General features: G+C 63.3%; 23 protein-coding genes. 15 read left to right on the forward strand and 8 right to left on the reverse strand.

Annotation, left to right across the window (positions count from 1 at the left end):
- Nucleotides 1-11 precede the first annotated feature (11 nt).
- The 3 genes from AS031_RS20255 to AS031_RS12115 form a co-directional block, all read right to left on the reverse strand.
- The gene (locus AS031_RS20255) at nucleotides 12-143 is read right to left on the reverse strand and encodes a hypothetical protein (protein ID WP_257122383.1); all 132 of its coding nucleotides are present in this window, start codon (nucleotides 141-143) and stop codon (nucleotides 12-14) included.
- 8 nt (nucleotides 144-151) lie between these two features.
- Nucleotides 152-1,108 carry a hypothetical protein gene (locus tag AS031_RS12110; RefSeq protein WP_228379623.1) on the reverse strand — a complete coding sequence of 319 codons (957 nt, stop codon included), beginning with the start codon at nucleotides 1,106-1,108 and terminating at the stop codon, nucleotides 152-154.
- A 296-nt stretch (nucleotides 1,109-1,404) separates the two neighbouring features.
- Nucleotides 1,405-1,713, reverse strand: coding sequence for a DUF4193 domain-containing protein (locus tag AS031_RS12115; RefSeq protein ID WP_058268395.1), 309 nt, complete (start codon nucleotides 1,711-1,713; stop codon nucleotides 1,405-1,407).
- 175 nt (nucleotides 1,714-1,888) lie between these two features.
- On the opposite strand from AS031_RS12115, the gene AS031_RS12120 reads away from it, so the two are divergent.
- The 3 genes from AS031_RS12120 (at nucleotide 1,889) to AS031_RS12135 (ending at nucleotide 4,700) form a co-directional block, all read left to right on the forward strand.
- Complete coding sequence (locus tag AS031_RS12120; protein WP_058268396.1) at nucleotides 1,889-2,455, forward strand: recombinase family protein; 567 nt, start codon at nucleotides 1,889-1,891, stop codon at nucleotides 2,453-2,455.
- Between the two features lie 808 nt (nucleotides 2,456-3,263).
- Nucleotides 3,264-3,869 carry a hypothetical protein gene (locus AS031_RS12130; RefSeq protein WP_058268398.1) on the forward strand — a complete coding sequence of 202 codons (606 nt, stop codon included), beginning with the start codon at nucleotides 3,264-3,266 and terminating at the stop codon, nucleotides 3,867-3,869.
- 114 nt (nucleotides 3,870-3,983) lie between these two features.
- The gene (locus AS031_RS12135) at nucleotides 3,984-4,700 is read left to right on the forward strand and encodes a hypothetical protein (RefSeq protein WP_141688813.1); all 717 of its coding nucleotides are present in this window, start codon (nucleotides 3,984-3,986) and stop codon (nucleotides 4,698-4,700) included.
- A gap of 365 nt (nucleotides 4,701-5,065) precedes the next feature.
- Here AS031_RS12135 and AS031_RS12140 read toward each other — a convergent pair whose 3' ends face one another.
- Nucleotides 5,066-5,698: a flavin reductase family protein gene (locus AS031_RS12140; protein WP_228379624.1), complete on the reverse strand. Its 633-nt coding sequence runs from the start codon at nucleotides 5,696-5,698 to the stop codon at nucleotides 5,066-5,068.
- Nucleotides 5,699-5,867: 169 nt separating this feature from the next.
- On the opposite strand from AS031_RS12140, the gene AS031_RS12145 reads away from it, so the two are divergent.
- From AS031_RS12145 to AS031_RS12180, 8 genes are all read left to right on the forward strand, one after another.
- Nucleotides 5,868-6,713 (forward strand): ABC transporter ATP-binding protein, encoded by an 846-nt coding sequence (locus AS031_RS12145; RefSeq protein WP_058268401.1) that lies wholly within the window; start codon nucleotides 5,868-5,870, stop codon nucleotides 6,711-6,713.
- The gene (locus AS031_RS12150; protein ID WP_218918359.1) at nucleotides 6,710-7,573 is read left to right on the forward strand and encodes an ABC transporter permease; all 864 of its coding nucleotides are present in this window, start codon (nucleotides 6,710-6,712) and stop codon (nucleotides 7,571-7,573) included. Before AS031_RS12145 ends, AS031_RS12150 begins: the two co-directional genes overlap by 4 nt.
- 29 nt (nucleotides 7,574-7,602) lie before the next feature.
- A complete protein-coding gene (locus AS031_RS12155) occupies nucleotides 7,603-8,682 on the forward strand; it encodes an ABC transporter substrate-binding protein (protein WP_058268402.1) in 1,080 nt (359 codons plus the stop codon).
- Between the two features lie 80 nt (nucleotides 8,683-8,762).
- Complete coding sequence (locus tag AS031_RS12160; RefSeq protein ID WP_082642001.1) at nucleotides 8,763-10,775, forward strand: aconitate hydratase; 2,013 nt, start codon at nucleotides 8,763-8,765, stop codon at nucleotides 10,773-10,775.
- 80 nt (nucleotides 10,776-10,855) lie between these two features.
- A complete protein-coding gene (locus AS031_RS12165; protein ID WP_257122384.1) occupies nucleotides 10,856-11,983 on the forward strand; it encodes an MFS transporter in 1,128 nt (375 codons plus the stop codon).
- A gap of 248 nt (nucleotides 11,984-12,231) precedes the next feature.
- The gene (locus tag AS031_RS12170; protein WP_323338470.1) at nucleotides 12,232-13,692 is read left to right on the forward strand and encodes a GntP family permease; all 1,461 of its coding nucleotides are present in this window, start codon (nucleotides 12,232-12,234) and stop codon (nucleotides 13,690-13,692) included.
- A 15-nt stretch (nucleotides 13,693-13,707) separates the two neighbouring features.
- Nucleotides 13,708-14,952: a CaiB/BaiF CoA transferase family protein gene (locus AS031_RS12175; protein WP_058268405.1), complete on the forward strand. Its 1,245-nt coding sequence runs from the start codon at nucleotides 13,708-13,710 to the stop codon at nucleotides 14,950-14,952.
- The gene (locus AS031_RS12180; RefSeq protein ID WP_058268406.1) at nucleotides 14,949-15,875 is read left to right on the forward strand and encodes a hydroxymethylglutaryl-CoA lyase; all 927 of its coding nucleotides are present in this window, start codon (nucleotides 14,949-14,951) and stop codon (nucleotides 15,873-15,875) included. Before AS031_RS12175 ends, AS031_RS12180 begins: the two co-directional genes overlap by 4 nt.
- Here AS031_RS12180 and AS031_RS12185 read toward each other — a convergent pair.
- Nucleotides 15,862-16,677: an IclR family transcriptional regulator gene (locus AS031_RS12185; protein WP_058268407.1), complete on the reverse strand. Its 816-nt coding sequence runs from the start codon at nucleotides 16,675-16,677 to the stop codon at nucleotides 15,862-15,864. The two genes, AS031_RS12180 and AS031_RS12185, sit on opposite strands and share 14 nt — an antisense overlap.
- Before the next feature lie 712 nt (nucleotides 16,678-17,389).
- Between AS031_RS12185 and AS031_RS12190 the strand changes: the two genes are divergently transcribed.
- The 4 genes from AS031_RS12190 to AS031_RS12205 all read left to right on the forward strand — a co-directional run bounded on the left by AS031_RS12190 (nucleotide 17,390) and on the right by AS031_RS12205 (nucleotide 21,380).
- Nucleotides 17,390-18,751: an SLC13 family permease gene (locus AS031_RS12190; RefSeq protein WP_058268408.1), complete on the forward strand. Its 1,362-nt coding sequence runs from the start codon at nucleotides 17,390-17,392 to the stop codon at nucleotides 18,749-18,751.
- Between the two features lie 83 nt (nucleotides 18,752-18,834).
- Nucleotides 18,835-20,235 carry a 3-isopropylmalate dehydratase large subunit gene (gene leuC, locus AS031_RS12195; RefSeq protein ID WP_058268409.1) on the forward strand — a complete coding sequence of 467 codons (1,401 nt, stop codon included), beginning with the start codon at nucleotides 18,835-18,837 and terminating at the stop codon, nucleotides 20,233-20,235.
- Between the two features lie 11 nt (nucleotides 20,236-20,246).
- Nucleotides 20,247-20,837, forward strand: coding sequence for a 3-isopropylmalate dehydratase small subunit (leuD, locus tag AS031_RS12200; protein ID WP_058268410.1), 591 nt, complete (start codon nucleotides 20,247-20,249; stop codon nucleotides 20,835-20,837).
- Nucleotides 20,838-21,146: 309 nt separating this feature from the next.
- Complete coding sequence (locus AS031_RS12205; RefSeq protein WP_058268411.1) at nucleotides 21,147-21,380, forward strand: hypothetical protein; 234 nt, start codon at nucleotides 21,147-21,149, stop codon at nucleotides 21,378-21,380.
- A 205-nt stretch (nucleotides 21,381-21,585) separates the two neighbouring features.
- On the opposite strand, the gene AS031_RS12210 is transcribed toward AS031_RS12205, so the two are convergent.
- The 3 genes from AS031_RS12210 to ppsA form a co-directional block, all read right to left on the reverse strand.
- Nucleotides 21,586-23,094, reverse strand: coding sequence for an LCP family protein (locus AS031_RS12210; protein WP_058268412.1), 1,509 nt, complete (start codon nucleotides 23,092-23,094; stop codon nucleotides 21,586-21,588).
- A gap of 135 nt (nucleotides 23,095-23,229) precedes the next feature.
- A complete protein-coding gene (locus AS031_RS12215; RefSeq protein ID WP_058268413.1) occupies nucleotides 23,230-24,081 on the reverse strand; it encodes a pyruvate, water dikinase regulatory protein in 852 nt (283 codons plus the stop codon).
- Nucleotides 24,081-26,489, reverse strand: a complete 2,409-nt coding sequence (gene ppsA / locus AS031_RS12220) for a phosphoenolpyruvate synthase (protein ID WP_058268414.1) — start codon at nucleotides 26,487-26,489, stop codon at nucleotides 24,081-24,083. The genes AS031_RS12215 and ppsA overlap by 1 nt, the downstream gene beginning before the upstream one ends.
- Between the last annotated feature and the right edge of the window lie 122 nt (nucleotides 26,490-26,611).

Raw genomic sequence — 26,611 nt, forward strand, 5'->3', positions numbered from 1 at the left:
GATTCCGGTTGTTAGGCGTTGGATCGGGTGTAGGCGGCGGCCCGGACTACATCGTCGTCTTCGAGTCCTGCACCTAAAGCTCCTCCAACGGTGGCGAGGCTGGCGGTGAGCCAGCTGATCTTCACGTAATCGACCGCGTTCACTTGATGCCCTACGACCGCAGCAAGCACTCCTTGGTCGATGAGGAGGAATGCTCCAAGAAGGGACAGCAGGAAAAGGGCCACAAAGAACACCAGACGCCGATCATCACAGTCCCTGACGTGGCCATGTTAAATAAGGTGACCTGCTCACGCTCAGACCGGGACCTCGGGCGTTCCCACAGTCCGCCTCCCAGGATGACCGTTGCGCTCACGGTAACGATGGCCATGACAGCCAGCAGCATTAAACGGCCTGGCCCGTATGCCGTCGCCAATAGCCACAGGTCCGAAGCCACCAGCGTCAGTACACCGGTAGCGGCCGCCACGACCAGGGCCCGCGACAGCCTGACGATGAATGCCCAGGGGCGGTTTGCCCGGATCATGCCAAGCAGCAAACGTATATTTCCGGTGACCACCCGGGCAGTGAATTGCACGGAGTTATCGTCCGGGCGCTCTTCCACGTCGGTCGATAATTGGCGGGCTTTTACGGCGAGGGTTTGCTGGCCGTGAGCATCGTCCGCGTCGTAGCCCAATAACTGCCCGACCACCTGCACGGTGACTTCCTGCGCTTTGCGCCGCGGGTGCCTGGCTCCGAGGGCGGGGACGGCGACCAGCCCCACACCATGCAGCGGGCTGAGCTGGGTGAGCACTGGGCGCCGGCCATCTTTCAGTGGTATCTCGGTCAGCACAACGGCCAGGTCCCACTCCTTGCTGAGCATCCGCTCCCGGGCGGCATCCAGCAGGTCCAAGGTTTCAGCAGTGGGATCCCCAAGCCTGTCTTCAGCCGACGTCACAGCCCAGCGCACCCCGGCCCGCGGGTGCTGCCACATGAGGGCTTCCTGCACCGCGGAGGGGAAGTCCCCACCCAGTACCTCCATGAGCGGCGGTGAGATCAACAGGCCAATCAGTAGTTCCGGGTCCTGCTGCAACCCGGGCGCTTCGGCGGAGGATTTGAAAGGTTCATGAGTCACTCGACCAATCGTGATGCACCCGGGATCCGAAAGCCACTTAGCGGACACCCACGTGTACCTGCACGGTCATGAGCGGTGCAATGCGGATACGGCATTTATGCTAGCCCGGCAGATTTGACCAGCCTCTGGGAGAAGTCGGTGGGACCGACTAGCCCACTCGTTTATGTCTACTCCCGCCGATATGACGCCGATAACCGGCGTTATGTAAAGCTGAACCCTGCGTACTGCATCAGATGCATCATTTGCGGCCTATCTGCCTGCCCCACATCGCGCAGCCTACGGCGTGTTTTGGGCGGTCAGCCTTGGCACTCGATGCAGTAGGACTGGCCGTTGCGTTCGCGTACGAGCTGGGACCGGTGCCGGACCAGGAAGCAGGACGAGCAGGTGAACTCGTCCGCGGCCTGCGGGACGACCTGGACGATGAGTTCCTCGGAGACGATTTCCCCGCCCGGGGTCAGCCCTTCGTCGAGTTCGGTGACGACGCTGCGGGCGTCCGGGGCGCTGGCGGACTTCAGGGCCTCCAGGGAGCGTTCCTGGGATTCCTTGACTTCGGAACGGACTTCGTCGTAATCGGCAGCAACTGTTGGTGGTCCTCGTTTCTGCAATCTGTCGCTTGTTTTCTGACCAGTGAGCAACCTACAGCACACTGGGAGGTTGCTCCCGGCATGGATACCACTCCCGCCCCTTTGACTTAGCACCGGTTCCCGGCGCGGCGGGTCTTGACGTGTCCCGGGCACGCGCCGACACTCGTTGACACATACCGACGAACGGGAGGCCGCCGTGAATGGTCAGCGCATCGGATACGTACGGGTAAGCACGGTCGATCAGAACGAGCTGCGACAGCTCGAAGGCCAGGTCCTGGACCGGGTCTTCACGGACAAGGCCTCCGGCAAGGACATGACACGGCCGCAGCTCACCGAGCTGCTCCGCTTTGTCCGCGAGGGTGACGCCGTAGTCGTGCACAGCATGGACAGGCTCGCCAGGAATCTGGATGATCTACGTGCCCTGGTTCAGGGCCTCACCCGGCGTGGAGTGCGGGTGGAGTTCCTCAAAGAACAGCTCGTGTTCACCGGTGAGGACTCCCCCATGGCCAACCTCATGCTGTCGGTCATGGGCGCCTTCGCTGAATTCGAACGGTCCCTGATCAGGGAACGCCAGCGCGAAGGTATCGCTCTGGCTCAGCAGCGCGGCGCCTACAGGGGACGGAAAAAGACCCTAACACCGGAACGTGCCGCCGAACTGGTCCAGCGCGCCGGCAGCGGCATCCCGAAAGTCGTCCTCGCCCGTGACTACGGCATCAGCAGGGAAACGGTCTATCAGTACCTCCGCCACGCCACACTGGAATGACCCCGTCTACTCCCCCGGCCCAAGACCTTCTCCCGTCGGCCGTTCCGACATGACATGGCCCGATGACGGTCTAGTTCCCAGACAATCTCAAGGTTCGCCCCGCAGAGTTGACTCCGGAACTTCGGCCAACCGCTATTTGGCCGGAGTTTCGCCACTTCCACGGCCTTCGGCCGTCGCCGGCATCATAACCATCCGTCAGCGGCGGTGACTCTGAGCTTCTACTGCCCCGTACGTCTGAATAGGTAAATCCCGGCGACATGTCCTCTGGTGACTACACCCTGCCCGGTTGCCAGCACACGGTTAGTGGACGTTGACCCCGTTTCTACGAAGACGTAACCAGTGTGCTCGAGATGCCAGCCAACGGCTTCGATCTGCCCCAACGTAACAGCAGTGGAGGATGCCTGGACTAGTACATTCTCGGAGGAACCGAATGACGAGTGCGATCCCGCCAGGGAGCTTACTTCCATCTCGACCTGGAAGAACTCGTCTCCATTTTTGTATGCACTCTCCGCCATGCCCAAGGGACTGTTTCTGTACGCTTCCTTGGCCCGTTCTGCTTCACGTACTCGAGCGCGCTGCTGATTAGCGGCCTGACGTTCTTGTTCCTGTTCTGCCCACTTTTCCCGCAAGCCCATCTGGTCCTCAATCATCGTCGTTAATAGGGAGGTCGGGCATCGGGATTCCGAAGTATTACCGAACCACGTTGACACCCTAAGCTACTTCACCCTGACGAAAAGTTTGAGTAGTTCCTCATGCCACCGACGGCTTACCTTGGAGAAGCGTGGGCGTCTTTGGAAATAATGACCACATGAATACCGCTAACGCCGACGCGCGAGAACACGGATTTGCCCCACAAACCGACTACTACGACAGCTTGGTCGTAAGACTAGTTCCGTCAACACCAGAGCGCGACGTAGACGACACCGAAGCCGTCTTCTACGACCTCCCTGCTCAGGGCTGGTACCCCGGCGAAATCCGGCAGCACCTCCGTGAGACGGCCAACAAGGCGCCCATCCAGAACTATGTTTTGAAGGAGCGAAGCACGGAGGTGAATTGGGGCGCTTCCGGGGGTGGACTCGAAATCATCCTTCAGGTCGCCAGCAGCATCGCCGATGAGACCATTCCGGTAATAGTGGGGGCAGCCCTTGACCAGCTCCTCACCCGCACCAGACGTCGTAGGCAAACATCTGGGTTCACCGACCAAGACGCGGCGGTAAGGTATGTCAAATGGCGTATTAGCCTTGGTTACGGCGAAGGGCAAGATCAACTTCATGTCCTCGAGGTTGAGCTGGACGACACACAGGCCGCAAGAATCATTCTGGCCGGCTCCAAAGGGAAACGATACGAGTGCACTTGTAGCCAGACCAAAGGTGGCCTGACTATGACTCGTGTGAAAGTGACTTATACGGAATGAATTCCTGAATGCCCTGCTCGCGTTCATGCCAACAATCGCCGCCGCCCGATGCCAACACGTTTATCAAGCCGGATACCGCAGTGTCCCTAGCGGTTTTGTAGTTATAGTCAAGTCATGATGTTCCCGGTGGACCCGAAATCTCCCATCAACTTTATCGGTGTCGACTTCACCGCGTTCCTTCAGGGGCCTGCTGTTTATGACGGGAAGGCGGTCGGTGACCATGTGATGGATCTCATCGAGCAATACTTGACGGAATTTGGTTTTTCTTGCCGCCGTTGCTTTTATGCAGGTCGCGGTGCGACGTCTGGTGGTCCAGAGTTTTTTGAAGTCTTGCTCTGGGTGCAGGATCATTGGGAGTTTCTGGCGGGGGCAGCGTCGGTCGTGTTGGCCAGAGTGGCCAAGATTCGCCACAAGTGGCGGCAACTGAAAAGACTATGGGAACAGCGGGTGCTCAATCCATATCGGCCCTCCGTCATTGTCGAGTTGGCCGCACGTACCCAAGATGATGGTGCCGGACTATCGGATGATGAAGCCTCGTCGTTCCGGGCTCTTTTGAGTCGCGTGCCAGACATTAGTCAGCGGCTTCGGCGTGAAATGCCCGACCAGACATTCACGTTTCGGGTACAGGCCATCGGGCCGGTGTCGGCCACCGCCTCCGCTTCCTTCAAAGTATCGGAAGTCCGGCCCTCCGACGCAGTGAAGATGGTGCGGTTTATGGATAAGTGCACCGACCAGACTGATCTCGTCGTCACGCTTTACCGCAAGTTCGGTCTCATAACGCGTCTCGAGCAAGAGAAAATCAGCAATTACATGGGATCAATGAACAAGTAAGAAAGCCGCCCTAATAGGCCCTGCAGTCGCGATATTTATCCCGGTGGGGCACCCAGGCATGGCAGGCGGAGCTCTCGAACGCCTTCTGCAGTGAACGCCCGCGCCCACTGTTGACGTTAGTCCTCCAGCTCCCGAGGAGCCTGCGATGGCCTACCGAGGTGATTAGCACCCCGCACTGGAGGACCTGGCTTGAGCCCTTGCCCTTGACCTGTGCTCAACTTGGTGAACTCGAGCAGCTTTACAGAATATCAATTATCGGCGTTTGAGAATGGCTGGGGGAGAACGTTTCGAGGCACAGCGCCGGAGCCCGCGGTGATGTGGCGATGTGGCGATGTGGCGATTTAAGCGTCCATGCTGATCCACGATCACTCGCCCTGGCCGGGGGCGCCGAAGTGCCCGGGCCAGTCCTTGGCTCGGATGCGGCGGAGCTCCTGAATCGGACCCAGTGTCCCCCACTCATTACCTCCCAACCGTGACAGGGGTTCCAAGAGGTCGATCTGCGGATGGTCACCGTCGAGCACGCTTGTAGATACGACTGCGTAGACGACCCTGCCAAACACGAGGGTGCAGTTACCCAGCTCTAGGGTGCTATGCAATTGGCACTCCAGTGCCACGGGCGAATCCTTTACCCGTGGAGGACGCACCATGGTGCTCAATTCCCGGGGCAGCCCCACTGCATCGAACTCGCTCGTAGCCGCCGGAAAGTCAGTCCCTGTTGCACTGACCTCCTCAAACAGAAACGCCGGGGTGAGATTAACGACGAACTCACCCAGGGCCTGGATATTGCGCAACGAGTCCTTCTCACCCACTGAAGTGAACTGAATAACCGGCGGGTCAACGGACGCTACGGTGTAAAAAGAGTGCGGCGCAAGATTGTCCACCCCCTCTGCCGATGTAGTTGACACCCAGGCAATCGGTCTCGGAACAACCACCGAAGTCAACAACTGATAAAAATCCCTCGCCGACATCTGCGCCGGATCAAAATCTTTCCGCGCCACGTAGCCTCCTGCTCTCTCCATCCTTACTGCCGCAGATCAGAACCGGGATGTGTGACCGAGGTGCAGCAGTTGGGTTCAACTCACCCTTGTAGTGTGACGCACGTTACTGTTAGCCTACCAACCATTATATGACCATCAACTCACAATGTGGTTAGTCGGGAGATTAGCAATGACGCAACCCTCACAGCCAGGATCATCGAACTACGCGGTTGAACTGAACGGATGCACCAAGGAGTTTGCAACTCCCGGCGGCGGATCATACTTCGCTGTCCGGGATATTGACCTCAAGGTTGAACCCGGACGATTCGTCTCCATCGTCGGGCCAACGGGATCGGGTAAGTCCACGATCCTCAACATGGCAGCGGGCCTCCTGAATCCTTCTTCGGGCACTGTCCATAGCTTCAGTGAGCCCGTCCATGGGGTCAACCGCCGCGCCTCCTACATGTTCCAGCAGGACGCCCTACTGCCCTGGAAGTCGGTGATCGACAACGTCAGCCTCGGGCTCACCATGGCCGGGGTTTCCAAGGCTGAGGCCTACGACGAGTCACGCCGATGGCTGGAGAAGGTGGGTCTGAAGAACTTCGCTGACCGCTACCCGCATCAGCTCTCCGGCGGCATGCGCAAGCGCACGGCCGTCGCCCAGGCCTGGATCGTGAACCCGGACATCCTGCTGATGGACGAGCCGTTCTCTGCGCTGGACGTCCAGACCCGGCAGATCATGGAGAACGAACTCCTCCAGCTCTGGCAGGAATCGGACAAAGCCGTCGTCTTCATCACGCACGACCTGGACGAGGCCATTGCCCTCTCCGACGAGGTGGTCATCCTTGGTGCCGGTCCGGGCAGCACCGTCGTCGGCAGCTACGAGATCGACATCCCCCGCCCCCGCGACCTCCTGGACATTCGGGACGATCCCAAGTTCGTGGAGCTCCACAGGGAAATCTGGGGACGCCTCAAGGTCGAGGTATCCAAAACCTATGAATCAGCTCGGGAAGAAGAAGAGAGCGACGCAGCATGACAGTGGCACCAGCTTCCAAGAACACACAACGCTTTCCCCTCCGGAAGGACCGGGATGCGGCGGTGGCCCAGCGCCCCAAGCGCAAGCGGTCCGAAGCCTCGAACTTCTCCATCAGGATGGGGCAACTGGCCCTCGCCGCCATCGTCCTCGGCGCGTGGGAACTGCTGGGACGAGTCGGCGTTATCGACCCGTTCTTCTTCCCGCTCCCCTCCGACATCCTCATGACCGTCTGGGTCTGGATCTCCAGCGGCTTCGTCTTCCCGCACCTGTGGATCACCCTGCAGGAATCGATCCTCGCCTTCCTCACCGGCGCGGCGGCCGGCCTGGTGCTGGGCTTCCTGCTGGCCAGGGTCCGGTTCCTTGAGCGGCTCCTGGACCCGTTCCTGCAGATGTTCAACGCCCTGCCCCGCGTGGTGCTGGCCCCGATCTTCCTGCTGTGGTTCGGCCTGGGCATCTGGTCCAAGGTGGCCTTCGGCTTCACCCTGGTGTTCTTCATCGTCTTCTTCAACACCCTTGAAGGCGTCAAGAGCGTGGACCGGGTCCTGGTAGACAACGCCAAGATGCTTGGAGCCAGCGAGAAGCAGCTCCTCCGCCACGTCTTCATCCCCAGCGCCCTGACGTGGATTTTCTCCAGTCTGCACATCAGCGTGGGCTTCGCCATCACCGGCGCGGTGGTGGGTGAATACCTCGGGGCGTCCGCCGGCGTGGGCTACGCCATCGCCCAGGCCCAGGGTGTCTTCGACACCAAGGGCGTCTTCGCCGGCATGTTCATTCTGATGTTCGTGGTCCTCATCATCGACCTCCTGGTCAACCGCCTCGAACGGCACCTCCTCAGGTGGCGCCCGGTCCGCTCCTCCTAACCCCATCCACCTCCTGAAAGGGAATCCCCATGACTTCGAACGAAACCCGGCACCGGCGCCGGGGCCTCTTCCGCCCGCTGACTGTCCTCGCCTCCGTGGCCCTCGCCCTCTCCGCCTGCGGCGCCCCCGCCTCGGCACCGCCCGGCCAGGGCGGCACCGGTGCCGCCGGCGGCGGCGATGGCTCCAAGGTAATTATCGGCGTCGGCGGCCAAACGCTGCTGACCTACCTTCCCACCACGCTGGCCCAGGAACTGGGCTACTACGAGGAGGAGGGCGTGAACGTCGAACTGCAGGACCTGCAGGGCGGCTCGAAGGCGCTTACCGCGATGATCGGCGGCAGCACGCACGTCACCAGCGGCTACTACGAGCACACCATCCAGATGCAGGCCAAAAACCAGCCCATCAAGGCGTTCGTGGACATGGGCCGGTCCTCGGGCCTCGCCCTCCTGGTGGCGCCCAAGAACGAGGGCCAGATCAAGTCGATCGCGGACCTCAAGGGCAAGAACGTCGGCGTGACCTCGCCTGGGTCCTCCACCGACATGTTCGTGAAGTTCTTGCTGGTAGAGAGCGGCATGCAGCAGACCGATGCCGCGGTGTCGGCCATTGGCGCCGGATCCTCCGCCGTGGCGGCCATGGAGCAGAACCAGGTGGATGCCGCGGTGATGCTGGAGCCGGACATCTCTGTGCTCACCAAGCGGATCGGCCACGATCCGGTCATTCTGGAAGACGTCCGGACCGAGGAAGGGCTGAAGGAAGTCTTCGACACCGACGCCTGGCCGTCAGCGTCCCTTTACGCCAAGACCGACTGGCTGGAGCAGAACAAGGACACCGCGGGCAAGCTCGCCAAGGCGATCAAGCGCACGCTGGAGTTCATCGACAGCCACTCCGGCGAGGAGATCGCCGCGGAAATGCCGGAGAAGTTCGCCGGCGGTGACAAGGAGCTCTACGCCAAGGTCATCGAGGACCTGAAGAAAACGCTGAGCAAGGACGGGTCCTTTACGGAGAATGGCGTCGAGGCGGTCCTGAAGACCCAGCGGGTGGCCAACCCGGAGGTCGGGGACAAGGACATCAAGCTCGAGGACACCTACACCAACGAATTCGTAGAGTAGCCCCAACCCGCAGGCACGCCATCCGGTGCGGATGGCGTGCCTGGCACGTTAAGGCGCTTTGCTTGAGGAGACCAGCCGCCATGTCCCAGACACTCACCCACAAGATCCTGGCCCGCCATCTCGCGTCCGGCGAGCTGAAGCCCGGCGCGGACATCACCATCGCCGTGGACCAGATCCTCATCGAGGACGCCACCGGAACCATGGCCGCCATGCAGTTCGAGATGCTCGGCGTGGACTCCATCGCGGTGCCGCTGGCAGTCATGTACGTGGACCACAACGTCCTGCAGATCGACGACAAGAACATGCAGGACCACCACTACCTCCGCACCTTCTCCGCCCGCTACGGGCTGCGCTACTCCCCCGCCGGGCACGGCATCTCCCACTACATCCACCTGGAGCATTTCTCCCGGCCGGGCCAAGTGCTGGTGGGCGCGGATTCACATACCTCTACGGCGGGCGCCCTGGGCATGTTCGCGCTCGGCGCCGGCGGGCTGGAGGTGGCCGTGGCGATGGCGGGCTACGGCTTCGACTTCGTGTGCCCCGCCGTCGTGGGCGTTGAACTGACGGGAACGCTGGGACCCAATGCCGAGGCCAAGGACGTGGTGCTGGAACTCCTGCGCCGCCACGGCGTGCGCGGCGGCCGCGGGAAGGTATTCGAGTTCTACGGCGAGGGCCTGGCATCCTTGTCCGTCTCCGCGCGCGCCACCATCTGCAACATGATCATAGAAACCGGTGCCGCCACGGCCGTCTTCCCCTCCGACGACCAGACCGGCGCCTGGCTCCGGACCCACGGCCGCGAGGACCAGTTCGTCCCGCTGGCGGCGGACGCCGGAGCAACGTACGACGACGGCGAGCGGCTTGATCTCTCAGCGCTCGTTCCGCTCGTGGCGCTCCCGCATTCACCCGGCAACGTCCGTCCGGTGTCCGAACTGCCGCGCACCGAGGTGGTGCAGGTCTGCGTCGGTTCCTCCGTGAACAGTTCCTACGAGGACCTGGCCACCGTGGCGGCCATCCTCAAGGGGCACACCGTCCATCCAGCCGTCCAGCTCACGGTGACACCTGGGTCACGGCAGATCCTGCAGACGATCATCGCGTCCGGGGTCTATGAAGACCTGATGCAGGCCGGGGCGCGGATGCTCGAGCCGGTGTGCGGCCCCTGCGTGGGCATCGGCCAGGCACCGACGGAGGGTACGCCGTCGCTGCGCACGTTCAACCGCAACTTCCCCGGCCGCAGCGGAACGGCGGAGGACGCCGTGTACCTGTGTTCGCCGTCGACCGCTGCCGCGAGTGCGCTGGAAGGCGCCATCGTGGACGCCTCCACAGTCAGCCGCGGCGAACTCCGCCCCGCCGCGCCTCCGCATCCGGAGGTCCATGACCTGCACATCGCCGGCGTCCTGCCGCTGGAGAGTCGGCGGACCATTGAGATCGAGCGGGGCAGCAACCTGGTCCCGCCGCCGCAGCCCGCCCCGCTGCCGGCGGACCTGGACGCGCGGGTGCTGATCGCCGTCGGGGACGACATCTCCACCGGTGACATGGCCCCGGACGGTGCGATCGCGATGTCGGTGTGGTCCAACATCGCCGTCTGCGCGCGGTTTATGTTCCGCCGCCTGGACCCCGGATTCCATGACCGCGCGCTCGAGTGGGGCGGCGGGATCATTGTGGGCGGGGAGAACTACGGGCAGGGGTCATCGCGGGAGCATGCCGCGCTGATCCCGCTGTATCTGGGCGTCCGGGTGGTCGCCGCCGGCAGCTACGCCCGGATCCACCGCCGCAACCTCATCGCGGCGGGGATTGTGCCGCTGGTCCTGCCTGCCGGTGCGCACAGCTCAACCGGGCAGCACAGTTCAACCGGGCAGCGGTGGGTGATCGAAGGGCTTGCCGATGCCGTGGCGTCCGGCGCTCCTTCTGTCACCGCCCGGGTGGACGGGGACGCGGAACTGGTGCTGGGGCTCGACTTCTCGCCGGCCGAGCGTGCCGTCCTCGCTGCCGGCGGCCTGCTGGCCCAGGTGCGGACCGGCGGCCGGACAATGCTGGCCGGTGACGCCGTCGTCCAGGACGACGCGGCGGGCGTGACGCCGGGCTCCGCGCGGTGAGGCGGGCCGCCGTCGAACCTGTCCGAAATTCGACGCGCCGGCCGGGGCAGCGGGCCACTGCGATCGCCGCGCTAACCACCGTGGTGGCGGTGCTGCCGGTGTTTCTGGTCGGCGGACTGGCAGTCCAGCTCGAGCAGGACCTGGGCATGACGCCGTCGGCGCTGGGTGCCGCGGTGGCCACGTTCTGGGCGGTCTCGGCACTGCTGTCCGCCCCGGCCGGCTTTGTGGCGGGCGGACTGGGGCTCCGCCGCGGGGTGCCGCTCGCCGTCGGGCTGGGGTTTGTGGCGCTGGCCGGGATCGCGTTTGTCACGCCGCACTGGGCGTGGCTGATCGCCTGGCTGGGTGTTGCCGGCGCGGCGAACGCCCTGATCCATCCGCTGTCCAACGGCCTGATCGTGGACCAGGTGTCGGTGCGCAACCGCGCCTTCTCGTTCGGCCTTAAGCAGGCCGCGATTCCGACGGCGACTCTCACCGCCGGCCTGTCCGTCCCGGTGTTTGCGCTCACCGTCGGGTGGAGTTGGACGTTTGCGCTGGCCGCGCTGCTCGCGGCGGCCTTGGTCCCGGTGCTGCTGCGCACCCTGCCCCGCGGCGCCCCTGGCCCCCGGCGTTTGGGTGAAGCTGCCCGAGAACCCCTGCCGCGGAAGCTGAAGCAGTTCCTGTTCGCGACGGCGGTGGCCAGCGCCCTGGGAGCCGGGCAGGCCAACGTGGTGGGGGCGTTCACCGTGTCCATGGCCGTGCAGGCGGGGTTTGATGCCGCCGGCGCGGGCCTGCTGCTCGGTGCGGCGAGCGTGGCCGGGATCCTGGCGCGCCCGCTGGTAGGGATCGCGGCGGACCGCGGCGTCGGCGGTTCGATGGCCACGGTGGCCCTGATGATGGCGGCCGGGAGCCTGGGACTGCTCGGTATGGCGTCTGGAGCCCCGACAGCCTACGCGGCCGGAGCCGTAGTTGCGTTCGGGCTGGGCTGGGGGTGGAACGGCCTGGCCCACTACGTGGTGTCGCGCACGGCCCACCGGTTCACCGTCCAGGCCACCGGGATCACCCAGAGCGGCACATACATCGGTGGAACGCTGGGGCCTTTGCTGTTCGGGATCGTTTTCTCCCGGTTCCCGCCCGGCGTTGGCTGGACCCTGGCCGCGGTGGCCGCGGCAGCCGGCGCGGGAGCCTCGCTGGTTGCCTTCCGGTTGGAGAAGCGTTTGCGCGCCAGTTAGCTGCTTAAAACACACGCGACAGAACTGCTATCCGGACGGCCCGGACGCAAAAGCCCTTAGCCGGCCTGCCATCCAACCTCTCGCCACTCATCCAGAACTCATAGACAGTCTTCCAGTAACTGACGATTGACTCACATGGTGGGTTTATGCTCATATTGTAGGAGTGTGATTCACATTACGACTTTGAGCATGGATCCAATGGAGGATTTTTCATGGAAGATTGGCAAATACTTGGCATCACGGGGGCGGTGATCGTCGGGATCGTCGTGATGATCCTTCGCTTCCGCCTTAATCCGGCAATGTCGCTGGTTATTGGTGCCTTGGCGTTGGGCCTGCTGACCGGTTTAGGCGCGGCCGAAACTACGAAGACTGCGATGACTGGCTTCGGCGACATCATGACAAAGGTCGGCTTGCTCATCGCGTGGGGCGTCCTGATGGGCGCGATCCTTAACGAAATGGGCGCGATCTCGAAACTCGTGGATAAGTTGCTGCGCGTCTTCGGACCCAAGGGAGTGCCCTATGCTCTCGGTCTGACCATCGGCACCTTGCTGCAGTCGATTTTCCTGGACGTCCTTCTGGTAATGAGCGCACCTCTGGCACGCCGGATCGCGCCGAAGCTGGGCAAGTTCGGCACTGCGAAAATGGCGACCGCCATGGCAATCAGCCTGGAGTGCGGCATTGTTCTCATGGTCCCCGGCGTCGCCACCGTTGCGCTGGCCGGCCTCCTGCAGGTACCTCTGGGCGAAATGCTCATCTTCGGCCTCCTGGTCATCATTCCCACGATCATCGTCTCGATCATGATCATGAACTTCTTCATCCACCGGGGACTGTGGAAGACCGAGACGGACGAAGAACCGGTTGTAGAGGAATCCCCCGCCTTGGAAGACAGCGACGGGATGGTCGTCCACACTCACACCCACGCACACGATCACAGCGGATCCCCAGAGCACGGGAAATCAACAACCGCCGCTACCCCGGGTGCTGCTCCGGCGTCCGGCCCAACGTCCAGCCGCGTCGGCCTGCTGCCTCACGACGTCCGCACCCCGGGAACCAAGACCTCCCGTGAGCCGGGACTGTTGGTCATGTTCGGTCCCATGCTCCTTTCCCTCGTGCTCATTGCTTCCGGCGCCTTCCTCAAAATGGCCGGCATCACCAACGACATCGCAGGCTTCCTGTCAACGCCCGTGGTGGCCCTGCTTATCGGCCTCCTGGGGACCAGCCTCGTAGCGCGGCTGACCATCGGCACGAAGCGGGTCGAGGCTGCCGTTGCCAACGGCTTCAAAGAATCCGGACAGATTCTGATCCTCACCGGCGCGGGCGGTTCGCTTGCCGCAATGGTCGCAACAAGCGGAATGGGAGACATCCTCGGCAAGTACTTCACTGCATCCTCCGTTGCCCCGCTCCTGGTCGTCTGGGTCATCGCTGCAGTCCTGCACATCGCCGTCGGTTCAGTATCAATTTCAGCCATCACGGCTGCCGGTTTGCTTGCCCCCATCGCCCCCGCACTGGGCATCAACCCAGTCCTGCTGGCGCTGGCCGCAGGGGCAGGATCGCTGTTCGTCGTTCACGTCACGTCCAACACCTTCTGGCTGCTGCAATCCATGCTCGGCCAGACAACCCGCGGAACCCTGAAGAGCTGCACCTTGGGCGTCTCCGTGGCATCCGTCATCGCCCTCGGATTCACCCTCGTCCTCAGCATCTTCATCTAAGAAGGAAGACCACCAATGACTATCAACACCACCGTGGCCCCGCTTCAGGGTGTCCGCGTTCTGGAACTGGGTAACTACATCGCCGCCCCCACAGCCGGGCGCATGCTCGCCGACTTCGGGGCAGAAGTCATCAAGGTCGAACGCCCCCGTACCGGGGATGAACTCCGAAACTGGCGGCTCTACGCCGGCGACACGTCGATGCTTTACCGGACCATTAACCGGAACAAGAAATCCGTTGTTATCGACCTGCGGACCGAGGAAGGACGTCAGCTGGTCCTGGAACTCGCCGCAGCCTCAGACATCGTGCTGGAAAACTTCCGCCCCGGCACCTTGGAAAAATGGGGCCTCGGGCCGGAGGTGCTGAATGAAGCCAATCCTGACCTGATCCTCACCAGGATCTCGGCATTCGGCCAGACAGGACCCATGGCATCACGTCCAGGATTCGCCGCCGTCGCCGAAGCCTTCGGCGGCTTCCGTGAGCTTGTCGGCGACCCCGACCGTCCCCCAGTGAGGGTCGGAGTTTCCATCGGCGACACGATCGCGGGCCTCTACGCGGCATTCGGGTCCGTCATGGCACTGTTCGAGCGTGAGATCAAGCGCGGGAAGACTCCTATTCCCCTGACCCACCGGATGATGGACATTGCCCTGAACGAGGCAATGCTCTCGGTCACGGAGTCCTTGATTCCCGACCACACGGCCTTTGGCATCAAACGCCAGCGCACGGGTGGACGCATGGAAGGAATCGCCCCCTCGAACGCCTACTTGTGCCTGGACGGCAGCATCGTCGTCGCCGGCAACGGCGATGGTATCTTCAAGCGCTACATGGACGTCATCGGCCGGCCGGACCTGGGCAACGACCCGGGGCTGCAAACCAACGCCGACCGCTGGGAGCGGCGGGACGAGCTCGACGCGGCCATTGGCGAGTGGACACGACACCTGACCACTAAGGAAGCTCTTGCCGCTCTTGACGCCGCAGGTGTCCCTGCCGGTCCCATCTACACCGCCGCCGACATCGTCGCCGATGAGCAGTACGCGGCACGGAACATGATCCAAAGGTTTGACGTCTCAACCGGCGAGGAAACTGTCTCCAATGTCGCGTTCCCCGGGGTCATCCCAGTCATCGATGGGCAATCACTACCGATCAGGAACCTCGGCCCGGACCTCGGCGCGGACACCAAAGACGTCCTTGAACGGGTACTGGGAAAAACCGCCGAGCAGGCCGAAGCGCTGATAGTCAAAATGGAAATGGAAACGGTATGAACACGAGGATTGATTTTCAGCTCAGGGACGTGACCCTGCGCGACGGGCTGCAACTCACCGGGGGAATGCTCTCCACCGAACGTAAAGCGGAGATTGTCCGCTCGCTGCTGGCCGCGGGCGTGCCGGCAATAGAAATTGGTTCCATGGCACGACCCGACCTGGTGCCACCGATGGCCAATACTCTGGAGCTGATCAGTGCCCTGACTCCCGAAGAACTGGAGAAGTGCTGGATATGGGTGGCCACCCCCCGGCACGTCGAGAAAGCGGCAGCTGCCGGAGCGGTGAACATGCAGTACTGCCTCAGCGTCTCCGACGCCCACAACCAAGCCAACATCGGCCGGACCACAGAGGCGAGCATGGCAGCTCTGCCTCAGGCGTTGGAGTACGCCCGCGCAGCAGATGTGGCCCTGCAGTTGTGCCTCGCCACCTCGTTCACCTGTCCTTTTGAAGGCGACATCGACCCAGGCCGGGTCTTGAAGCTCGTGGAAGACCCCAGGGCTGACGGTGTCAGCGACGTCGTCATCTGCGACACTCTCGGGCATGCAGTCCCGGAACAAGTGAGCGACCTGATAGGCAAAGTGCGGGCCGCTGCCCCTGGCCTCGGAGTAGTGTTCCACGGACACGACACCTGGGGCATGGGGGTCGCCAACGCGATCGCCGCCCTTGACGCTGGAGCGACGACCATCGACGGTGCACTAGGAGGGCTGGGCGGCTGCCCGTTCGCCCCGGGCGCCTCGGGAAACACCTCCACAGAAGACCTGCTCTTCGGCCTTCGCCCGGACTGGTTGAATCCGAAGAACTTCGCTGACCTGGTCCGGCTGGGCGAATCAATCACCAGCGAACTGCACGAGGACAACAGGTCCAAGTCAGCCCTTGGGGCCCGCTCGAAAGCGTCCGCCTTCCAGTGGGTTATGCCGAGCTAAGCTTCCGGGCGGCAGGAAGGGCGCCTGTCGACGGCAGGCGCCCGCCGATCATCCGGGTGATCCGCTCTGCTCCCTCCAGCAGATCCTCCACCCACTGCTCGCACACCTCCAGCGGCATCCGGAGAGTGGGACCCATGATCGTCAGTGCACCGACGAGGTCTGCCTGCGGGTTAAAAACAGGAGCGGACAACCCGCTCGCACCCGACTCGCGTTCCCCTGTCGTCAGCGCGTACCCGTCCGAACGCGTCTGATGAATCGCAGCCTTCAGCGACTCCGTGTCGGTGATGGTGCTTTCCGTGAGCTGGTCCAACCGGGTAGACAGAACCCTGTCGGCCACTTCAGGGTCCCAGGCCAGCAGAACCCGGCCGGCGGACCCGGCATGTAAGGGGAGGATCCGCCCTACAGCCATATCACGCCGAAGCATATGTCGCGTTTCAGCCATGGCGACGCACACCCTGTACTCCATGGACGTCTGGAAAAAGCAGACGGTTTCGCCCAACCTGTCCCGTAACTCCTGAAGGACCGGCTTGATGATCTCGATCAGTTCGACCCCATGAGATGCCGGGGCGGCCCAGTAGGACATCTTCACGCCGACCCTGTACTTGTCATCAACCCGGTCAAGAAAGCCCTGAGCAACAAGGTTTCCCACCAACCGCTGGACAGTCGACGTGGGAAGGCCAGTTGACTCCCGAACCTGAGCAAGAGTCAGCTCGGGTCGCGCCAACGAAAAGGAATCCAGAATGTCACTAATCTTCGCTAAAACCAGAAGAGGTGCGGGTCCCTGCATGTTCTCGACAGCCATGCAGCAATTCTATGGTCTCGACCGGGTACGACAGCTGACCGCCAAGCCCAACCCGCCCGTAAAGGCCGCGTTCCCGGAAGCCAACGGAAGGCGGCCCGCCGACACCAGGGCCGGAAATGATTCACCAGGGGGCGCGTCATGACAGATATGCCGCATGTCGGCCCGCTCAGAACCTATCCGTACCACGACTGGTCAAGGCTCGAAGGGTCAACGGTCGAAGTCCTCCGTGATGGTGCCTTTGTAAGGGGCGGGTTCGTCGACGCTGCCACAGCCGATGGAACCATGGTGTGGCTGGCCCAGGAAGGCCCCTGGGAGAGGGTTCTCATAGACAAAGCTTCCGGTTATGAAATCAGGGTTGCACCGGATCAATTTCAAAGGATCCGGCTTATGGAACAAAGACTTTGCGCAACTGGCGCCCGCTAAGGAGACAGCGAAAGATCCGGAGAACTAGTCTCCGGCCGCCCTGTTCCACGAAACGTCAAAATGACTTGCCAGTGCCGAGAGAAGGCCGTCCATCGCCCGGTGGATGCCACTCCATTTTCCTGCGCCATCATCGCCAGGAAGATCCCGAAACGTCGGCCGGATTCCCAGCGTGTCACGCAACAACAGCCCGAAAGCCGGGTGCTGGGAATCCGGCACGACATCACCACACCGCCGTGGTGGGAAACGCATCCATGCATCCCACTCCCGTTATTTCTAAGGGAAACAACTAATGACCCCTGAACTAATCTCCATCATCGTCTTAGCCCTTCTCTTCCTTGTGGCCACAGTCCGGTCGGTGAACATGGGCGTACTGGCTTTTGTCGCCGCCTTTGGTGTCGGCGTCGGGTTCGCCGGCATGACCACCGACGAGGTCGTAGCCGGATTTCCCGGCGAACTTTTCCTCGTCCTGATGGGCCTGACCTTCCTGTTCGGCTTCGCTCAGCAAAACGGAAGCATCGACCTATTGGTGCAATGGAGTCTGAAGGCCGTCAAAGGCAAAGTTGCCGCCGCGCCATGGATCTTCTTCGCACTCTCCGCCCTCCTGGTGTCCGTAGGAGCCCTCTTCGCCGTCGCAGTGGTGGCCCCGCTGGCCATCCCCTTTGCCCGTCGCTACCGCATCAATCAGCTCATGATGGGCATGATGGTGGTACACGGCGCCCTGGCGGGAGCGTTTTCGCCGATCAGCGTCTACGGAGCTTTTATCAATGGATACCTGGAAAAAGAGGGACTGCCCGTTGACCCCGTTGCGCTGTTCCTCGTACCCCTGGCCTTCAACCTTCTAATCGCCGCGATCGTCTACATGACCATGGGCGGGCGCCTACTGAAGGGCGTTCAGATCAGCGCGGACGGTTCCCAATCTGAAGCAACCCTGGCAGGCGGTTCACCGCTGCAGCCGGCTCGGTCACGCGGAACCGTGACCTCCGATGGGACTACTCCCCCGGCTGGTGGCACAGCCGTGCTCACACCCCTCCCTGAGCTGACCGCAACCCACCGGGCTACTCCCTTTCAAAAACTGACCCTCGCCGGACTGGCTGCCCTGGCCATTGGCACCGCCGGGTTCGGCCTCGACGTCGGCATCTTGTCGCTGACGATCGCCTCAGTGCTCGCCATCGTCTCACCAAAGTCTGCCAAGGAAGCCATGACCAAGGTCAGCTGGCCCACTGTCATCCTCATTGCCGGCGTACTGACCTACGTCAATGTCCTGCAAACGGCCGGCACCATCGACTACGTCAGCTCTGGCATCGCCGCGATCGGCATCCCGCTCGTAGCAGCCCTGCTGCTGTGCTACCTGGCCGGGATCACGTCAGCCATGGCCTCCTCGGTAGGCATCATCAGCGTTGCTCTTGCCCTGGCCGTGCCCTTCCTGCACTCCGGAGCCATCGATCCAATCGGATTCGTGATCGCCCTGGCCATCGCCGCAACGGTAGTGGATGTCAGCCCGTTCTCCACCAACGGGGCCCTGGTCCTGGCGAACGTTGATGAAGCCGACCGGGACAAGTTCTACCGCCAGATGCTGGTCTACGCCGGCATCGTCGTCGCCGCCGGGCCAGGCGTCGCCTGGCTGGCCATCCTGGTTCCCGGCTGGCTCTAACCCGCCGACACCACCCAGCACACAAATTTAGGATGCGACCGGCCAGCTACGGCAGACCGGTCGCACGTGAGAAGGAGACATCCATGGGATACACCCTTGCCGAAAAAATCTGGAACAGTCACGTCGTCCACCAACAGGCCGGTGAGCCCGACCTCCTGTACGTCGATCTCCACCTCATCAACGAGGTCACCAGCCCGCAGGCTTTCGATGGACTGCGCACCGCGGGCCGTTCTGTCCGACGTCCGGAACTGACGCTCGGCATGGAGGACCACAACGTGCCCACAACCGGCATTGACCGCCCCATCGCCGATCCGCTTTCCGCGCTGCAGGTCCAGACCCTGCGCCGCAACTGCACCGATTTCGGAATTGAACTCTTCCACATGGGCGGGATAGAGCAGGGCATTGTTCACGTCGTTGGACCCCAACTCGGACTGACCCAACCGGGCATGACCATTGTGTGCGGTGATTCCCACACATCCACCCACGGTGCTTTCGGTGCCCTTGCCTTTGGCATCGGCACGAGCGAAGCCGAACACGTTCTGGCCACCCAGACTCTGCCGGCCCAACCCTTCAAGACGATGTCCGTCACCATCGAGGGGGACCTGCCCCAAGGCACCAGCTCTAAAGATGTGATCCTCGCACTGATTGCCCAGATCGGCACGGGCGGGGGTCAAGGCTACGTGCTGGAGTACCGCGGCCCCGCCGTCGAAAAAATGACCATGGAAGCACGGATGACCATGTGCAACATGTCCATCGAGGCCGGTGCCCGGGCCGGACTCATCGCCCCGGACCAAGTAACCCTGGACTACCTGAAAGGCCGGCCCCGGGCACCCCAAGGCCAGGAGTGGGACACCGCAGCCGCCTACTGGCTGGCCCTTGCCACCGACGAGGACGCGGTCTTTGACGCCGAAGTCACCCTCGACGCTGCAACCATCACCCCATTTGTCACGTGGGGAACCAACCCCGGACAAGGCGTGCCCATCTCCGGCAGCGTCCCCTCCCCTGAGGATTTCGATGACGAGCGTGACAAGGCCGCAGCCGAACGGGCCTTGGAATACATGGGCCTGAAGGCCGGAACACCGATGAAATCTGTTGAAGTCGACACCGTTTTCCTAGGCTCCTGCACGAACGGGCGGATCGAGGACCTGCGCATCGCGGCCCAAGTACTCCAAGGCCGGAAGGTGAAGGCAGGGATGCGCATGCTGGTGGTGCCAGGATCGATGAAGGTCAAGGCCCAGGCTGAGGAGGAAGGTCTCGACGAAGTTTTTAAGGCCGCTGGGGCTGAATGGCGCTTTGCCGGCTGTTCCATGTGCCTGGGCATGAACCCCGACCAAGTCGGGGCAGGAGACCGCTGCGCTTCCACATCCAACCGCAATTTCGAAGGACGGCAGGGCCAGGGCGCGCGCACCCACTTGGTCTCCCCTGCGGTGGCAGCAGCAACGGCTGTCCGCGGAACCATTTCCACTCCCGCTGACCTGAACTAGAAGGACAAAACATGCAACAGTTCACCACCCACACCGGAACCGGCGTTCCCCTGCGCCGCAGCAACATCGACACCGACCAAATCATCCCCTCACGCTTCCTGAAGCGCGTCAGCCGCGCCGGCTTCGACGACGCCCTCTTCGCCGAATGGCGCAAAGACCCGGACTTTATCCTTAACACCACGCCTTACCAGAGCGGATCCATCCTCATTGCCGGCAGCGACTTCGGCATCGGATCCTCGCGGGAACACGCCGTCTGGGGCCTTCTCGACTACGGCTTCCGTGTCATCGTTTCCTCCCGATTCGCCGACATCTTTCGGGGCAACTCCGGCAAAGCAGGCCTCTTAACCGCGCAGGTGACTGAACGGGACGTCGAATACCTGTGGAACCTGCTCGAACAGGAACCAGCAACCAAACTGTCCGTGGACCTGCCCAACCAGACAATCACCACAGCTGAAACCGTCATTAACTTTGACATCGACCCGTACGTAAAGTGGCGGCTCACGATGGGCTACGACGACATCAGCCTCACCGAACGCCACCTTGAAGCCATCGCCCGGCATGAAGCCGCCCGCCCGGCATTCATGCCCCGCTGCCACGTCTAATTGCCCTCGACGCTTAAAAGAATGAAGGCAGGGACCCTTCGGTCAAGGCGGATTCGGCCGTCGGTGGAGCTCTAGCCTACTTCCCAGATACGTTCCATCAGGCTGGGTATTCAGTAGGGACATCGGAGTGTCATTACTGACAAAGAACATCGTGGCCAGCGTCCCAACAACATGTCCTAGATGCACATCGACTTCCCCTACAGGAAGCCGTCGAGCGGCAGCCAAACCCGCTCAAGCCACTAAACCCAGGTTGGCCGCCACCGTCACAGGTGGCGGCCGCCCAGCCTTAAAGGAAGAAAGCCAAACCACGTGACGAAACACAAACACACCCATTGGGAGGACCTGATCGGGGCCCCAGTCGAGGTCCGCCACAACGGGAAGATCGTCCGCGCCGGGATTGTCGACGAGGCTATGCCCGATGGGTCCGCCATCTGGGTTATTTCCGACAGCAGGCAGTCACGCCGTATCTATGAGAAAGCAGAAGGGTTCTTGGTCTACGTCGAACCCCAACAGCTCACAGGCAAAATCGCTGCGAGCACCTGAACATCTGTATCCACCATTCCGCACCGCAGCTACCTGAGTAAACAGAATGGGGCCTGTACACATGGAGCACACCCCAACCTGACGTCAGGAAGTGGACAAATGAGCGTCGGATCAGGGCCCGTCAGAGCTTTATCTGACACCCCAAGCGGAAGGTCTCAGACCTCAACCTGACAGATCGGGCGCAGCAGGCAGCCCACCAATCACGTCACCGCAAGCTGTTCACAGCCTGGCACTTCTGGTCCTCCGCCGTCTGGGCTACCACGTCCCGGGCGCTGGGTGCAGCAACGGAAGGCTTGGTCCCGGACGTGAAGTCGATGCCCAGGTACAGCTGCACTCCGTAGACGGACGGGTCCTGCTGGACTTTGGATGCAGGCAGGCCGAAGAGCGCCGCCACATCCGCGGCCACGTCGTCGAACTCCGGCCCGTAGTAGATGGTGGTCTCGTCCGCGGGCTGCGCCTCGATCCGGCTGAGGTTCGTGAACCCCGCATCGGTGAGGATGGGGGTCAGGTCGTGGCTGCGGCCCGGAACGGTGGTGCCGTTGGCAATGAGTACCGGCTGCAGCGTCTTGTCGTACCCGGGCGAAGGCGCCTCTGCCGGCGGAGCCTCGGACGGGGCAGGCGCCGGCCCGGCAAGGTCGGCACTCTGCCGCAGCGCTGCAAAGAGGTTCCTCGCCTCGGGTTCAGAGAGCTGCAGCCGGTTCGGATCGGCGGCAGGGACAGTGGGCACGGTAATGAAGTTCACCCGCGCGGGGTCAATGTTTTTGAGCCGGTCCGCGATGGTCAGCAGCGCCGGAATCGACGCCAGCCCCTGGTCCACGGTCAGGTTCCGCGTCACGGTGTCGGCGATGCTCAAGACCTTCTGCGGATTCCGCAGAGTCCCCTCGTCCTTGAGCTTGCGGGTCAACGACCCCAGGAACGCCTGCTGCGCCTGGATCCGGCCCAGGTCGCCGCCGTCCGCAAACGCGTAGCGGGTCCGCAGGAACGCCAGCGCCTGGTCCCCCTGCACGCTGGAGGTCCCCTCCGGCAGGCGCAGGCCCGAATCCGGATCGAACACCGCGGCGTCCACGCAGACGTCCACGCCGCCCACGGCTTTGGAAAGCTCCGTCACCGAGTTGAAGTCCGCCATCATGAAGTGGTCGATCTCGAAGCCGGTCACCTCGTTGACAGTGTCGACGGCACAGCCGATCCCCGCCTCCGCCATGGCGCTGTTGATCATCGCCCCGGCACGCGCGGGAAACTGCCGCCCGCTGTCCTGGTCAACGCAGGACGGCACATCCACCAGCAAGTCCCGGGGAAAGCTGATGACGTTCACGTCCTGGTTGTTGGCGGAGATGTCCAGCAGCATCATGACATCGGACTGCCCGTACCCGGAGGACTGGTCCGCCGTCCCGTAGGCCGAGTTCTTCCCGTCCCGGGTGTCCGTGCCCAGGATCAGCACCTGGAGCCGGTCCGTCCGGTCATCCACCGGGCCTTCGGACCGCTGCCCGCCGGCGCCCAGCGCCGCGGACTTGATATTGGACTGCAGCCGGAACGCCCAGTACCCGCCGAACGCCACGGCCGCCACCAGGAGCACAGCAACGAAAGCACCGGCAATCACCAGCCACCGCGGCGCCCGCCGCCGGGGCAGCCGGTAACTCCCCTCCACCAGCGTTCCCTGGCCCGGGTAGGACCGGGCATCATGGTCGGTGTTTTTTGGGCGGGGCGTGCTGTCCAACAGAAGAACCTTTTGGGTTTGGCCGCGCCCCACGCTACAAGGCGTGCCCGCGCCGGCCACGCCCTTGGCCCAGCAAGCCGGGATCCGTTGCCGAATGGTTACCTCAGTGGAACGGCAGGAGCCGCCCCCGGCGACTCAGTGGTGCAGCTCCATCTTCTGCAGGACCGTGGCAGAGATTTCCTCCACGGACATGGAGGCCGAGTTCACGAACGGGATCCGGTTGACCCGGTACATGTCCTCCGCGTTGCGCAGCTCAAAACTGCACTGGTTCAGCGAGGCGTAATTGCTCCCCGGCCGGCGTTCCTGGCGGATCTGGCTCAGCCGCACCGGCAAGGACGTCAGCCCGAAGCACTTGCGCGCGAACGGCTGCAGCGGCTTCGGCAGCGCAAGGCTTTCGAAATCCTCCTCCACCAGCGGGAAGTTGGCCGCAAGGATGCCGTGCTGCAGCGCCAGGTACATGGTGGTGGGGGTCTTGCCGCAGCGCGACGGCGCGATGAGGATCAGTTCGGCGCGCTCCAGCGCGCGCAGCGACTGGCCGTCGTCGTGCTCTATCGCGTACTCCACCGCCGCCATCCGCGACTGGTAGCGCACGGCGTCACCCACCCCGTGGGCCTTCCCCGGCTGGCCGCTGGCCGACTCATGGAGGGCCTCCTCCAGCTGGCCGATGTGCGCACCGATCAGGTCAAAGAAGTGGCCGCGGCTGCGGGCCAGGACGGCCCGGACATCAAGACTGACCGTAGTGGAGAAGACGATGGGCCGGGGGCCTGCCGCGGCCAGCTTATCGATGACCGCCACCACCTCCTCCGCCTGGTCCACGGTGGTGATGAACGGGATGCTTCGGCGTTCCAGGTGCTGGGCCGGGAACTGGGTCAGCAGGGTGTTGCCCAGCGTCTCGGCAGTGATGCCCGTGCTGTCCGAAAGAAAGAACACCACGGGGGCGGACGTGCTGCCCGCCCCCGCAGTCTCCCGCCAGGAGGCGTCCGGCATTAGACCGCCGAGCGGGCGCCGGAACCGGTCCGCGCCAGGCGCAGCCAGGTTTCCGTCACGGCATCCGGGTTCAGCGAGATGGAGCTGATTCCCTGGGCCAGCAGCCATTCGGCGAAGTCCGGGTGGTCGCTGGGGCCCTGGCCGCAGATGCCCACGTACCGGCCTTTAGCCCGGCATGCGGAGATGGCCATTTCCAAGAGCTTGGTGACGGCGGGGTTCCGCTCATCGAAGCCCTCTGCCACCAGCGCCGAGTCGCGGTCCAGGCCCAGGGTGAGCTGGGTCAGGTCGTTGGAGCCGATGGAGAACCCGTCGAAGTACTCCAGGAACTCGTCGGCCAGCAGCGCGTTGGCGGGCAGCTCGCACATCATGACGATCTCCAGGCCGTTCTCGCCCCGGCGCAGCCCGTTTTCGGCGAGCAGTTCGGTGACGCCGCGGGCCTCGTCGAGGGTGCGGACGAACGGGACCATGATCTTGATGTTGGTCAGGCCCATCTCGTTGCGCACGAACTTCAGCGCTTCGCATTCCAGCTCGAATGCCTGCCGGAACGAGTCCGAGAGGTACCGGGACGCGCCGCGGTAGCCGATCATTGGGTTCTCTTCCGACGGCTCGAACGCCGGGCCGCCCAGCAGGTTGGCGTACTCGTTGGACTTGAAGTCGGAGAGCCGGATGATCACCGGTTCCGGTGCGAAGGCCGCGGCGATCGTGGAGATTCCCTCGGCCAGGCGGCGCACGTAGTAGTCGCGCGGGCCGTCGTAGGCAGCGGTCTTCTCACGGATCTGCCGCACGGTGTAGTCGGAGAGCGACGCCGGCCGCTCCACCTCGCCGGCCACGGCCAGCAGGGCGTTGGGGTGGATGCCAATCTGGCGGTTGATGATGAATTCCAGCCGGGCCAGGCCCACGCCGTGGTTGGGAAGCTTGGAGAAGCTGAAGGCCTGCTCCGGGGTGCCCACGTTCATCATGATCTTGACCGGCGCCTCGGGCATGGTGTCCAGGCTGGTTTCCTGCAGCGTGTAGTCCAGCAGGCCTTCGTAGACGAAGCCAGCCTCCCCCTCGGCGCAGGACACGGTGACGGGGGCGCCGTCCTTGAGGACCTGCGAGGCCTTCCCGGTTCCGACGACGGCGGGGATCCCGAGTTCGCGGGCGATGATGGCCGCGTGGCAGGTGCGTCCGCCACGGTCGGTGACGATGGCGGCGGCCTTCTTCATGATCGGTTCCCAGTCCGGGTCCGTCATGTTGGCCACCAGGACGTCCCCGGCCTGGAACGAGGCCATCTGGTCGATGGAGGTGAGCACGCGGACCTGGCCGGCGCCGATGCGCTGGCCGATGGCGCGGCCCTCGGCCAGGACGGCGGAACGCTCGGAGAGCGTGTAGCGGGAGATCGTGCCAGAGGCCTTGCGGGACTCTACGGTCTCCGGGCGGGCCTGCAGGATGTAGAGCTCACCGTCCACGCCGTCCTTGCCCCACTCGATGTCCATCGGGCGGCCGTAGTGGGCTTCGATGGCCAGGGCGTAGCGGGCCAACTGCTGGACCTCGTCGTCGGTGAGGCTGAAGCGGCGTCGCAGGTCCTGCGGCACGGGGACGAAGTCCACGGTGCGGCCCACCTCGTCGGAGTCCGTGTAGGTCATCTGGACGGCCTTTTCACCGAGCCCGCGCTTCAGGACCGCAGGACGTCCTGCGGCCAGGGCGGGCTTGTGGACGTAGAACTCGTCCGGGTTCACGGCGCCCTGGACCACGGCTTCGCCGAGGCCGTAGGAGGAGGTGATGAACACGGCATCGTTGAAGCCGGACTCGGTGTCCATCGTGAACATCACGCCGGAAGCGCCGACGTCGGAACGCACCATGCGCTGGATGCCGGCGGAGAGTGCCACCTCGGAGTGGGTGAACCCGTGGTGCACCCGGTAGGCGATGGCGCGGTCGTTGTAGAGGGAGGCGAAGACGTCCTTGATGGCCAGCAGGATGTTGTCCACGCCGCGGATGTTCAGGAAGGTCTCCTGCTGCCCGGCGAACGACGCGTCCGGCAGGTCCTCGGCGGTGGCGCTGGACCGGACGGCCCAGGAAACGTCTGCGCCGTGGCTGCCGGTCAGGCGCTCATACGCGGACCGGATCTGCTCTTCGAAACCGGGCTGGAACGGGGTTTCACGGATCAGGTCCCGGATCTGCTTCCCGGCGACCGTCAACGCGGTCACGTCACCGCTGTCCAGGTCCTTGAGAATGCTTTCAATACGGGAATCAAGCCCGGATTCAGCCAGGAACGTCCGGTAAGCGTCCGCGGTGGTGGCGAACCCGTCCGGCACCTTCACGCCTGCTGAGGCAAGGTTGCGGACCATTTCTCCAAGCGATGCGTTCTTGCCGCCTACCTGGTCAAGGTCGGACAGGCCAAGGTCAGAAAACCAGAGAACGTCAGTCATAAGTGGTGTCCCTCCATTGGGCACGCGCTGACAAGCGCTAAGCAAAAGATGTGATGCAAGGTTTGTCAGGTGTGACCCGCAGAAGCAAATGGATGTGACCCATACAACACCACGGCGAAGTA

Origin of the sequence: Pseudarthrobacter enclensis (assembly GCF_001457025.1) — a bacterium.
Lineage (GTDB): Bacteria > Actinomycetota > Actinomycetes > Actinomycetales > Micrococcaceae > Arthrobacter > Arthrobacter enclensis.